An 11641-nucleotide genomic window follows, 5' to 3' on the forward strand; every position below is an offset into this window, starting at 1 on the left:
GAACGATGACGCGGTTCACCTGATGAACCGCGGCGCCTGCATCGCCAGCAAGCCGGCTCTTACAGGTGTAAATTGCCAGTGTCCCAACCCGTATTCATGAGGAGAGCGCGCGTGTCGCCAAGCCTGTTCCGACGATAACCATCAGCCCGCTGTGCGTTTTCAGTTTCGCCCATTTTTTGGCTGCTATTTATTACAGGCCCAGGTTCATGCCCGAATACGTTAATTGGCTTCGTCACGCTTCGCCTTACATCAACGCTCACCGCGATTGCACCTTCGTCGTCATGCTGCCCGGCGACGGCGTTGAGCATCCGAATTTCGGCAACATCGTCCACGACCTGGTGCTGCTGCATAGCCTCGGCGTGCGCCTGGTGCTGGTTCACGGTTCCCGTCCGCAAATCGAAACCCGTCTCGCCGCACGCGGCCTGACCCCGCATTACCACCACGGGATGCGCATCACCGATGCCGCGACCCTGGAGTGTGTGATCGATGCGGTCGGCCAGTTGCGCATCGCCATCGAAGCGCGGCTGTCGATGGACATGGCCTCGTCGCCGATGCAGGGCTCGCGCCTGCGGGTGGCCAGCGGCAACCTGGTGACGGCACGGCCGATCGGCGTACTGGAAGGCGTCGACTATCACCACACCGGCGAAGTGCGCCGGGTTGACCGCAAGGGCATCAATCGCCTGCTGGACGAGCGCTCCATCGTGCTGCTGTCGCCATTGGGCTACTCGCCGACCGGGGAGATTTTCAACCTCGCCTGCGAAGACGTTGCCACGCGCGCGGCCATCGACCTGGGTGCGGACAAACTGCTGCTGTTTGGTGCTGACCTTGGCTTGATCGATGAAAACGGTCGGCTGGTGCGTGAGCTGCGTCCGCAACAAGTCCCGGCGCATTTGCAGCGTCTGGGCAGCAACTATCAGGCGGAACTGCTGGATGCCGCGGCTGAAGCGTGCCGGGGCGGCGTTGCCCGCAGCCATATCGTCAGCTATGCCGAAAACGGTGCGCTGCTGACCGAGCTGTTCACCCGCGACGGTGGCGGCACGCTGGTAGCCCAGGAGCAATTCGAGATCGTGCGCGAAGCGGCCATCGAAGATGTCGGTGGTTTGCTGGACCTGATCAGCCCGCTGGAAGAGCAAGGGATTCTGGTGCGCCGTTCCCGCGAGGTGCTGGAGCGCGAGATTGAGCAGTTCAGCGTGGTTGAGCGCGAAGGCATGATCATCGCTTGTGCGGCGTTGTATCAGATTGCCGATTCGGACGCTGGCGAGTTGGCGTGTCTGGCGGTCAACCCGGAATACCGCCACGGCGGTCGCGGTGATGAGCTGTTGGAGCGCATCGAGACCCGCGCCCGGGCCCAGGGCTTGAAAACCCTGTTCGTGCTGACGACCCGGACCGCTCACTGGTTCCGCGAACGTGGGTTCGTGCCGAGCAGCGTCGAACGCCTGCCGTCGGCGCGAGCGTCGCTGTACAACTATCAGCGTAATTCGAAGATCTTCGAAAAAGCCCTGTAACTGCGGGCTTTTGTGGCGAGGGAGCTTGCTCCCGCTGGAGGCCGAAGGACTCCCAAAAACCCGGCAACTCGGTCTATCAGACATAACGCGTTTACCGGGTTTGGGGGCGCTCCGCAGCCCAGCGGGAGCAAGCTCCCTCGCCACAGGGTTTGTGTTACTCCTGCACGAACTTCGCGCTGACATACGCCGAATAATCCGGCAGCACCGTCTCGACCCTTCCCTTGCTCCTTCAAGAACTTCGCCGTGTCGCCAATGGCCTTGGCCGTGCCGCCGTCCAGCAGCGCCACGCTTGCAGGCGGCAGCGATTTCCGCCGGTTGCCGTTCACCACTTTGACCTTCGAGGCATCCAGGCCCTGAAACGACGCCAGTCGATTTTCCACCCATGGTCTTTTCGTAAACACCGTCCGCTTGGGGGGTTTTGCTGGGGTCGATGCCGGTTCGATAACCGACCGTGAGGGTCGCCGTTTGACCGCTGAGTGAAAAATAATAGCGATACACAAACTGTAACAATTGGTCTGGATAGTGCGCGTTTGGTCGTCATGGCGTGGCCTTTCGGGAGGGGATTGTTTCCGAATGGCGTCAAAGCTGATTGATCTAAAAAATCGCTAAAAAATACCTTTTAGGAATTAATTTTCGAGCCGGCCGCTCTGGCCCGGGACGAGGAATGGAGCGGAGCTTCATTCCTAAAAGGTATTAAAAAGAACTGACCAATTCTTTTTGGGTTTGTGACGAACGCACGACCCTGCAAGGACCAAAAAAAAACGGGGATTAGACCATGGTCGTAGACACACATAGTTACGATTGACTTGTGAGTCACGGTCTGGCGCTAATCGCGCATCTTAGGATCCCGGGCATTCGACTCAGGGCCAGGAATACAAGAATTAGAAACGAGAGGAGCTAAAACAATGAACAAGTCCACCTTGGCCTTGGCCGTGGCCGTAGGGGTTTTGGCGCAGCAAGCAGGCGCCGCGGGTTTTATCGAAGACAGCAAGGCTTCCGTCAGTTCGCGCACAATGTATTACAACGCGGACACCCGCGAAGGGACTGCGAACGATCAAAGAGAGACCGCTGAAGGTCTCAAGTTCGATTACCAGTCTGGTTTCACCCAGGGTGTTGTTGGATTCGGTATCGATGCCCAGGCGGTCGTTGGCATTCATCTGGACGGTGGCCGTGGTCACCACCCGGATAACAACTCCTTCTTCCCAAGCGATTCCGACGGTTCGGCGTCGGACCCATGGAGTCGCGCAGCCGCCAACGTCAAGGCGCGTTTCTCGAAGACCGAGGCTCACCTGGGCGGCGCTCTGCAACCGAACATGCCGATTCTGGTCGCGAACGACAGTCGTCTGCTGCCACAGAGCTTTGAAGGTGGCACCATCACCTCGAAGGAAATCGACAACTTCACCTTTAACGTCGGCCAGTTTGAGCACGCAGCGGGTCGCGCCTCGTCGAACACCACCGGCCTGGCCGTGGCAGGCGGTACCGAGGAAAGCAACAAGTTCCGGTATGCCGGTGCGGACTGGAAGGTCACCAAAGACCTCACCCTGCAGTACTACTACGCGAACCTGGAAGACTACTACAAGCAGAACTTCCTCGGTCTGGTGCACGTCTACACGATCGCGCCCAACCAGTCGTTCAAGACAGACCTGCGCTATTTCGACAGCAGCTCCGACGGCAAGAACGGCGATGCGGGCTATCGGTTCAATAACAACGGTGGTTTCGCCAAGAACCCGGGCGAGGTCGATAACAAGACCTGGAGCGCCATGTTCACCTACACCCTGGGTGCCAACGCCTTCCTGCTCGGCCACCAGCGTGTCAGCGATGACGGTGGCTTCGTTTACCTGAACCAGGGCAACGTGGTCGACAGCAACGGTCGCAACGAAGGCGCGGGAGGAACGAGCTTCTACCTGTTCACCGACGCCATGGTTAACGGCTTCGTCCGTGCTGGTGAGAACACCACTTTCGGTCAGTACACCTACGACTTCGCTTCTCTGGGTGTTCCTGGCCTGAAAGCCTCGGCCGCCTATCTGCGTGGCGATAACATCAAGGCTACCAACGGCGTGGGTAAAGACCAGACCGAGTGGGAACGCGACCTGCGTGTGGATTACGTGATCCAGACAGGCGCGCTTAAAGGCTTCGGCACGACGTTGCGTCACGGTACCTACCGCGGCGATACCAACATCTCTGCGCAAGACCAGACCCGTCTGATCTTCAACTACACCTACAGCTTCCTGTAACACCCACCAGAAATAGCCTCGCCTCAGGGCGGGGCTTTTTTTCGCGTTTTATTTGATATTCCAAATAGACCTTAAATAGTAATTTATTATTCTTTTTGGATTTTTATCCGGGCGCCTAAAGTGGCAAGCCAAGGAGCCGATACCCTGTGTTCGGCGCGCATAGCTATATTCCGAAATGGCATTAAAAATAATGAAATAAATGTTTTTCGGTTTTACCATGCGCCCCCCAAAAAATCACAGCGGGTAGGCCGCGACCGTAGATGCGCGTTGTCACGTTGACATGCGGTCTGGCGCTAACCGCGCTTTTCAGGATCCAGGGCATCCGACCCAGGGCCAGAAGCATAAAAAATTAGAAACGATAGGAGCGAAACAAATGAACAAGTCCACCTTGGCCCTGGCCGTGGCCGTAGGGGTTTTGGCGCAGCAGGCAAGCGCCGCCGGTTTCATCGAAGACAGCAAGGCCACTCTGGGTCTGCGTAACTTCTACATCAACACCGATAACCGTGATGGTTCGGGCGCGAACAAAAACGAAGAGTGGGGCCAAGGCTTCGACCTGCGTTTCATCTCCGGTTACACCCAAGGCACTGTCGGCTTCGGTATCGATGCGATCGGCCTGCTGGGCGTGCGTCTGGATTCGGGCGGCGGCACTAATGGTGCGAGCCCTGCAACCGCCACGAACTATGGTTCTTATGGCGGTACTGTATTTCCAAGCAAGTCCAACGGCGAAGCAGTTGATAACTTCTCCAGCCTGGGCCTGACTGCAAAAGCCAAGATCTCCCAGACCGAACTGAAGCTGGGCACGTTGCAGCCAAAGAACCCGGTTATCGTGACCAACGACGGTCGTCTGCTGCCACAAACCTGGCAGGGTGGTCAGATCACTTCCGGCGAGATCAAGGACCTGACGCTGGTTGGCGGTCAGATCGAAGCCGTGAAAGGACGTAACTCCAGCAACAATGAGCAACTGAGCATCGGCGGCGCCAACGCTCGTACTGCCAGCGGCCGCGACAGCAACAAGTTCATCTATGCCGGTGGTGATTACAAAATCACCAAAGACCTGACTGCCCAGTACTACTACGGCAATCTGGAAGACTTCTACAAGCAGCACTTCCTGGGTCTGGTACACAACTGGGCTATCGGCCCTGGCGTGTTGAAGTCTGACTTGCGCTACTTCAACAGCTCGGATGACGGCGCAAACGGTCACGACCCGCTGTACTACAGCTCCGGCAACTACAGCAGCACCTCCAATGGCAAAGGCAAGGTCGACAACAATCTGTACAGCGGCTTGTTCCTGTACACCGTTGCCGGTCACACCTTCGGTGGTGGCTATCAGGTCAGCAACGGCAGCAGCGACTTCCCTTGGCTGAACCAGGGCGACGGTTCGTCGAACTACACCATCACCGACATGCAAATCCAGAAGTTCGGCCGTGCCGGCGAGCGCACCTGGCAAGCTCGCTACTCGTTTGACTTCGCCAAAGTCGGCGTGCCTGGCTTGACCGCTGGTATGGTTTATCTGCGTGGCGACGATATCGACACCAATCGCACCTCTACTGCTGCAGCCGGTAATAACAGCACCGAGTGGGAACGCGACCTGACTGTCGGTTACGTCGTACCGGAAGGCCCGTTGAAGAACGTTGGCTTGATGTGGAAAAACGCCACCTGGCGCACCAACATCCCGGGCGTTCGCTCCCAGGACGAAAACCGTCTGATCGTCAGCTACTCGATCCCGCTGTTGTAACAGCGCTCGCGTAACCGCTGAAAAAAAAAAGCCCCGCCCGGCATCTCGCCGGGCGGGGCTTTTGCGTTTTCAAGGCGGGGTCACCCCCGTAATCCCGCCGTGAAAATTCCCTCTTTGCAGCAACTCAAGGCCTTCTCGAACCTTGTGGGTGATGTTCGTCCTGATGCTCGCGCAGGTCCAGTGAACAGATATTTAATATTCACTTATGATCTAAATAAATCGATATTTATTCTTTTTAATCTATAAGGAACACAGGCACAGTTGAGCTCAACAAGCACTCACCAGGAGCAGCACCATGAGCCTCAGACTGGGCGATATCGCCCCCGACTTCGAACAGGATTCCAGCGCCGGCACCCTCCGTTTCCACGAATGGCTGGGCGATAGCTGGGGCGTGCTGTTTTCCCATCCAGCGGACTTCACGCCGGTGTGCACCACCGAACTGGGCTTCACTGCCAAGCTCAAGGATGAGTTTTCCAATCGCGGCGTCAAAGCCATCGCCCTGTCCGTGGACCCGGTGGACTCGCATCACAAGTGGATCGAGGACATCAATGAAACCCAGAACACGCTCGTCAATTTCCCGATCCTGGCCGACGCGGACCGCAAGGTCTCCGACCTCTATGACCTGATCCACCCGAACGCCAATGACACCCTGACTGTGCGCTCGCTATTCGTGATCGACCCGAACAAAAAGATTCGGCTGACCATCACCTACCCGGCGAGTACCGGGCGCAATTTTCACGAGATCCTGCGGGTGATCGACTCGCTGCAACTTACTGACAACTACAAGGTGGCCACCCCGGCCAACTGGCAGGACGGTGATGAAGTGGTGATCGTGCCGTCGCTCAAGGACGAAGACGAAATCAAGCAGCGCTTTCCCAAGGGCTATCGCGCGGTGAAACCGTACCTGCGCCTGACGCCGCAGCCCAACAGGTAAGCCATCAGCATTTTCGGTGTGGCTGGTATCGCCATCACGGGCAGGTAAAACGCTATCCATTGTGGGAGTGAGCCTGCTCGCGATGACGGAATTGCAGGCACCGCAGAAAGATTGACCGTATCCATAAAGCAGGGGATTTCAGGCCGTTTCGACGGCCTTTTTTTCGCTCGCAGGAAGTGTCTTCCTATATATCTTATGTGCATAACCAAATGAACAAATATGATTTATGGATATAACAATCACCTGTTAAGGTCACCTCCATTACAGCGAGATCGCAAACCGCGAATCGCCAACACCGTGCAAGGAATCATTTGAATGCTGGTCGTCTCACTCGGTGGCAGTCCCAGCCAACGTTCCCGCTCCGGGGTGCTGCTGGAGCGCTCCCAACACTGGTTGCAGGAGCAGGGTGTGGAAGTGGTGAGTTACCAGGTGCGGGACTTCCCGGCCGAAGACTTGCTTCATGCACGCTTCGACAGCCCTAAGGTGATCGACCTGCTGCAACAGATTGAAAATGCCGATGGCCTGTTGATCGCCACTCCGGTCTACAAGGCGTCGTTCTCCGGCGCACTGAAAACCGTGCTGGATTTGCTGCCCGAGCGCGCGTTGGACCACAAAGTGGTTTTGCCCATGGCGACCGGCGGCAGTATCGCCCACATGCTGGCGGTGGATTACGCGCTCAAGCCGGTGCTGTCGGCGTTGAAAGCCCAGGAAATGCTCCATGGGGTTTTCGCGGTAGACAGTCAGATCGCTTACGGCGAAGGCAGCGCCCAGGCGCAGTTGGCGCCAGAGCTGGAACAACGACTGAAGGAATCGCTGGAGCTGTTTTTCAGCGCCATGGCCCGACGGCCCAAGCCGATCGATCCGAAGCTGTTGAATGAACGTTTGTTGAGTGCTCGCTGGAGCATTTAAGTCAGCACTAAAGCCACACCTGAAATTGATGTACTGGCCTTACTCGCCCGCTAACGGGCAAGCAGGTGCAGCCAAAACCCAACTGCAAAAAGGAGAGCGCCATGCGCACTGTCATTTTGCGTCGTGGTCTGGTCGCTCTGTTTGCAGCGGCTGTCACCTTCGGCGCCATTACTCAAGCTCAAGCCGAGACGTTGCGAATCGGTTATCAAAAGTACGGCACCCTGGTGCTGCTCAAAGCCAAAGGCACGTTGGAAAAACGCCTCGCCGCCCAAGGCGTGGACGTGCAATGGACTGAATTCCCCGGCGGCCCGCAATTGCTTGAAGGCCTGAACGTCGGCTCGATCGACTTCGGCGTCACCGGCGAAACCCCACCAGTCTTTGCTCAAGCCGCCGGCGCCGATCTGCTCTACGTCGCCTACGAACCGCCAGCGCCACACAGCGAAGCGATCCTGGTGCCGAAGGATTCACCGATCAAATCGGTGCAGGACCTCAAGGGCAAGAAAGTCGTCCTGAACAAAGGCTCCAACGTCCACTACTTGCTGGTCCGCGCACTGGAAGACGCCGGCCTCAAATACACCGATATCCAGACCGTATTCCTGCCGCCGGCCGATGCCCGCGCTGCGTTCGAGCGTGGCAGCGTCGATGCGTGGGTGATCTGGGACCCGTACCAGGCTGCCGCCGAACAGCAACTGCAAGCGCGCACCCTGCGCGATGGCCAGGGCATCGTCGACAACCACCAGTTCTATCTGGCGACCAAGCCTTACGCACAGAAAAACCCTGAGGTGATCAAGACCCTCGTGGAAGAAGTGCGCGCCGTCGGCGAGTGGTCCAAGGCCAATCCCATCGAGGTGACCCAACAGGTTTCGCCACTGCTCGGCTTGCCGGCGGACATCACCCTGACCTCGATGAAACGTCAGGGTTACGGCGCGTTGTTCCTCACGCCTGAAGTGGTCGCCGCCCAACAGAAAATCGCCGACAGCTTCTACCAGCTCAAGCTGATCCCGAAACCGTTGAGCATCAAAGACGTGATCTGGACGCCACCGGCAGCCGTTGCCAAAACGCAGTAATTCGATTCCCCAAGGAGACCACTCCATGAGCCTCAATATTTTCTGGTTCCTGCCTACCCACGGCGATGGCCATTACCTTGGCACCGCCGAAGGCGCCCGCGCCGTCGACCACGGTTACCTGCAACAAATCGCCCAGGCGGCGGATCGCCTGGGCTTCGGCGGGGTGTTGATTCCCACCGGTCGCTCCTGCGAAGACTCGTGGCTGGTGGCGGCGTCGCTGATTCCAGTGACTCAGCGTTTGAAATTCCTTGTCGCGCTGCGCCCCGGGATCATTTCCCCGACGGTGGCCGCGCGTCAGGCGGCGACCCTGGATCGCCTGTCCGGCGGCCGTGCGTTGTTCAACCTGGTCACCGGCGGTGATCCGGAAGAATTGGCCGGCGACGGTTTGTTCCTGACTCACGAAGAGCGCTATCAAGCCTCGGTGGAATTCACCCGCATCTGGCGTCGCGTACTGGAAGGCGAAACCGTTGATTACGACGGTCAGCACATCAGCGTGAAAGGCGCCAAGTTGCTCTATCCACCGATCCAGCAACCGCGTCCGCCGCTGTACTTCGGCGGTTCGTCGGAAGCGGCGCAAGACCTCGCGGCCGAGCAGGTGGAAATGGTCCTGACCTGGGGCGAGCCACCGGCCGCCGTCGCCGAGAAGATTGAACAAGTGCGAGCCAAAGCCGCGAAGCTGGGTCGCACCGTGCGTTTCGGCATTCGCTTGCACGTGATCGTTCGAGAAACCAATGCCGAAGCCTGGCAAGCGGCGGATCGGCTGATCTCCCATCTCGACGATGAAATCATCGCCCGAGCCCAGGCTTCTCTGGCCCGGTTCGATTCGGTCGGCCAGCAACGCATGGCCGCGCTGCATGGCGGCAGCCGCGACAACCTGGAAGTCAGCCCCAACCTGTGGGCCGGTGTCGGCCTGGTACGTGGCGGTGCCGGTACGGCGTTGGTGGGCGATGGTCCGACCGTGGCTGCCTGCGTGAAGGAATACGCGGACCTGGGCATCGATACCTTCATCTTCTCCGGTTATCCACACCTGGAAGAGTCGTACCGGGTTGCGGAATTGCTGTTCCCGCACCTCGACATCGAACGTCCGGAACTGCCCCAAGGCGCCAATTACGTCAGCCCGTTCGGTGAGATGGTCGCCAACGACATTCTTCCCAAAGCCGCGTCCCAGAGCTGAGGCGCGCATGAAGAGACTTATCCACAACCTCGCACCCTGGGCGTTGCCGGTGTTGCTGCTCGCGGTGTGGCAGTTGTCAGTGTCGGCGGGCTGGTTGTCGACGCGGATTCTGCCGGCGCCGATCGCGGTCATCGAGGCCGGCGTGAGCCTGGTGCGCAGCGGCGAAATCTGGACGCACCTGGCAATCAGCGGCTGGCGTGCTGCGCTGGGCTTCACCATTGGCGGCGGCATCGGCCTGGCCTTGGGTTTCATCACCGGTCTGTCGAAGTGGGGCGAACGCCTGCTCGACAGTTCGGTGCAGATGATCCGCAACGTGCCGCACTTGGCGCTGATTCCCTTGGTGATCCTGTGGTTCGGCATCGACGAGTCGGCGAAGATTTTCCTGGTGGCGTTGGGCACGTTGTTCCCGATTTACCTCAACACTTATCACGGTATCCGCAACGTCGATCCGGCGTTGGTGGAAATGTCGCGCAGTTATGGCTTGTCCGGTTTCAGCCTGTTTCGCCAGGTGATTCTGCCGGGGGCGCTGCCTTCGATTCTGGTGGGTGTGCGCTTCGCGCTAGGCTTCATGTGGTTGACGCTGATCGTCGCGGAAACCATTTCCGCGAGCGCCGGCATTGGCTACCTGGCGATGAATGCCCGGGAGTTTTTGCAGACCGACGTGGTGGTGCTGGCGATTCTTCTGTACGCCGTGCTCGGCAAACTCGCCGACCTCGCGGCCCGCGGGCTTGAGCGCGTGTGGTTGCGCTGGCACCCAGCCTATCAAGTTGTTAAAGGAGGTGCGGCATGACGGCTCAACAACCTCCACGGTTGCAGCGCGGAATCCCGCTGGTGGTGCGTGAGCTGCAAAAGGCCTTTGGTTCTCGGAAGGTGTTGCGTGAGATCGATTTGCACATTCCAGCCGGTCAGTTCGTCGCCGTGGTCGGTCGCAGTGGTTGTGGCAAAAGCACCCTGCTGCGGTTGCTCGCCGGTCTCGACAAACCCACCGGGGGTGAATTGTTCGTCGGCTCCGCGCCGCTGAACGATGCCCGGGAAGACACCCGATTGATGTTCCAGGAAGCGCGTCTGCTGCCGTGGAAAAAGGTCATCGACAACGTCGGCCTCGGGCTCAAGGGCAACTGGCGGCCACAAGCGCTGGAAGCCTTGGAATCGGTCGGCCTGGCGGATCGCGCCAATGAATGGCCCGCCGCATTGTCCGGTGGCCAGAAACAACGGGTGGCCCTGGCCCGCGCGCTGATCCATCAACCGCGCTTGCTGTTGCTCGACGAACCCCTGGGCGCGCTGGACGCCCTGACCCGAATTGAAATGCAGCAGTTGATCGAACGGCTCTGGCAGACGCACGGCTTCACCGTGTTGCTGGTAACCCACGACGTCAGCGAAGCCGTGGCGATTGCCGACCGGGTGATCCTGATCGAAGAGGGCGAAGTCGGCCTCGACCTGCCCGTTGAATTGCCCCGCCCACGCGTGCGCGGCTCCCATCGGCTGGCGGCGCTGGAAACCGAAGTGCTCAATCGCGTGCTGGCGCTGCCCGGCCAACCGCCGGAACCGGAACCTGTTTCACCCTTGCCCACGCAATTGCGCTGGGCGCAATAGACGCAGCGGCGAGTTGCAAGCTTCAAGCTGCAAGAAGAAGCAGAGCGCTTTTACTTGCCACTTGTAGCTTGCCACCTGCTGCTCATTTCGACCTCAGGAGAAATCGTATGACTATCAAAGCCATCAACGTTCGCAACCAGTTCAAAGGCTCGATCAAGGAAATCGTATTGGGCGACGTGCTGTCGGAAATCGACGTACAGACCGCTTCCGGCATCGTCACTTCGGTGATCACCACGCGTTCAGTGAAGGAGCTGGAACTGGTGGTCGGCAGCGAAGTGATCGCGTTTGTGAAATCCACCGAGGTGTCGATCGCCAAGTTGTAAGCGCGTGCCGTGCGGACAACCCCGGAGGGTGTGAACCCTTCGGGGTTTTTTATGTGTTTGAATCAGTGAGTTTAGCGGTGCGGCCTTCGCGAGCAGGCTCGCTCCTACATGGAGTTGTACCGTACACAGACGCTATGCCCGCTGAAGATCCAATGTGGGAGCGAGCC

Annotated in this window: 10 protein-coding genes and 1 pseudogene; 10 read left to right on the plus strand and 1 reads right to left on the minus strand. The window is 58.8% G+C overall.

Features of this window, described 5'->3' with window-relative positions; all coding sequences use genetic code 11:
• The first annotated feature begins 206 nt into the window (after nucleotides 1-206).
• On the plus strand, nucleotides 207-1505 hold the full coding sequence (argA, locus tag QMX98_RS26530; protein WP_010466657.1) for an amino-acid N-acetyltransferase: 1299 nt from the start codon (nucleotides 207-209) through the stop codon (nucleotides 1503-1505).
• 154 nt (nucleotides 1506-1659) lie between these two features.
• Here argA and QMX98_RS26535 read toward each other — a convergent pair.
• A pseudogene (locus tag QMX98_RS26535) lies at nucleotides 1660-2046 on the minus strand (hypothetical protein).
• A 364-nt stretch (nucleotides 2047-2410) separates the two neighbouring features.
• On the opposite strand from QMX98_RS26535, the gene QMX98_RS26540 reads away from it, so the two are divergent.
• The 9 genes from QMX98_RS26540 (at nucleotide 2411) to QMX98_RS26580 (ending at nucleotide 11474) form a co-directional block, all read left to right on the plus strand.
• A complete protein-coding gene (locus QMX98_RS26540) occupies nucleotides 2411-3739 on the plus strand; it encodes an OprD family porin (RefSeq protein ID WP_010466659.1) in 1329 nt (442 codons plus the stop codon).
• A gap of 373 nt (nucleotides 3740-4112) precedes the next feature.
• Nucleotides 4113-5474, plus strand: coding sequence for an OprD family porin (locus tag QMX98_RS26545; RefSeq protein ID WP_282411608.1), 1362 nt, complete (start codon nucleotides 4113-4115; stop codon nucleotides 5472-5474).
• A gap of 295 nt (nucleotides 5475-5769) precedes the next feature.
• Complete coding sequence (locus tag QMX98_RS26550; protein ID WP_172791893.1) at nucleotides 5770-6408, plus strand: peroxiredoxin; 639 nt, start codon at nucleotides 5770-5772, stop codon at nucleotides 6406-6408.
• A gap of 315 nt (nucleotides 6409-6723) precedes the next feature.
• A complete protein-coding gene (gene ssuE, locus QMX98_RS26555; RefSeq protein ID WP_154502122.1) occupies nucleotides 6724-7317 on the plus strand; it encodes an NADPH-dependent FMN reductase in 594 nt (197 codons plus the stop codon).
• A gap of 101 nt (nucleotides 7318-7418) precedes the next feature.
• Nucleotides 7419-8384 (plus strand): sulfonate ABC transporter substrate-binding protein, encoded by a 966-nt coding sequence (locus QMX98_RS26560; protein ID WP_282411609.1) that lies wholly within the window; start codon nucleotides 7419-7421, stop codon nucleotides 8382-8384.
• Between the two features lie 25 nt (nucleotides 8385-8409).
• Nucleotides 8410-9558 carry an FMNH2-dependent alkanesulfonate monooxygenase gene (gene ssuD, locus QMX98_RS26565; RefSeq protein ID WP_282411610.1) on the plus strand — a complete coding sequence of 383 codons (1149 nt, stop codon included), beginning with the start codon at nucleotides 8410-8412 and terminating at the stop codon, nucleotides 9556-9558.
• A gap of 7 nt (nucleotides 9559-9565) precedes the next feature.
• Nucleotides 9566-10348: an aliphatic sulfonate ABC transporter permease SsuC gene (gene ssuC, locus QMX98_RS26570; RefSeq protein ID WP_145306644.1), complete on the plus strand. Its 783-nt coding sequence runs from the start codon at nucleotides 9566-9568 to the stop codon at nucleotides 10346-10348.
• The gene (gene ssuB / locus QMX98_RS26575; protein ID WP_282411611.1) at nucleotides 10345-11151 is read left to right on the plus strand and encodes an aliphatic sulfonates ABC transporter ATP-binding protein; all 807 of its coding nucleotides are present in this window, start codon (nucleotides 10345-10347) and stop codon (nucleotides 11149-11151) included. The genes ssuC and ssuB overlap by 4 nt, the downstream gene beginning before the upstream one ends.
• A gap of 107 nt (nucleotides 11152-11258) precedes the next feature.
• Nucleotides 11259-11474 (plus strand): TOBE domain-containing protein, encoded by a 216-nt coding sequence (locus QMX98_RS26580; protein WP_003229256.1) that lies wholly within the window; start codon nucleotides 11259-11261, stop codon nucleotides 11472-11474.
• The last annotated feature ends 167 nt before the right edge of the window (nucleotides 11475-11641 follow it).

It is taken from the genome of Pseudomonas sp. PS02303 (assembly GCF_029959925.1).
Taxonomy (GTDB): Bacteria; Pseudomonadota; Gammaproteobacteria; order Pseudomonadales; family Pseudomonadaceae; genus Aquipseudomonas; species Aquipseudomonas mandelii.

Bases quoted from the DNA above. Each gene is read 5' to 3' on its own strand.
- ssuD (WP_282411610.1), top strand. From the start codon at position 8,410: ATGAGCCTCAATATTTTCTGGTTCCTGCCTACCCACGGCGATGGCCAT.
- argA (WP_010466657.1), top strand. From the start codon at position 207: ATGCCCGAATACGTTAATTGGCTTCGTCACGCTTCGCCTTACATCAAC.
- QMX98_RS26540 (WP_010466659.1), top strand. From the start codon at position 2,411: ATGAACAAGTCCACCTTGGCCTTGGCCGTGGCCGTAGGGGTTTTGGCG.
- QMX98_RS26545 (WP_282411608.1), top strand. From the start codon at position 4,113: ATGAACAAGTCCACCTTGGCCCTGGCCGTGGCCGTAGGGGTTTTGGCG.
- QMX98_RS26550 (WP_172791893.1), top strand. From the start codon at position 5,770: ATGAGCCTCAGACTGGGCGATATCGCCCCCGACTTCGAACAGGATTCC.
- QMX98_RS26560 (WP_282411609.1), top strand. From the start codon at position 7,419: ATGCGCACTGTCATTTTGCGTCGTGGTCTGGTCGCTCTGTTTGCAGCG.
- ssuC (WP_145306644.1), top strand. From the start codon at position 9,566: ATGAAGAGACTTATCCACAACCTCGCACCCTGGGCGTTGCCGGTGTTG.
- ssuE (WP_154502122.1), top strand. From the start codon at position 6,724: ATGCTGGTCGTCTCACTCGGTGGCAGTCCCAGCCAACGTTCCCGCTCC.
- ssuB (WP_282411611.1), top strand. From the start codon at position 10,345: ATGACGGCTCAACAACCTCCACGGTTGCAGCGCGGAATCCCGCTGGTG.
- QMX98_RS26580 (WP_003229256.1), top strand. From the start codon at position 11,259: ATGACTATCAAAGCCATCAACGTTCGCAACCAGTTCAAAGGCTCGATC.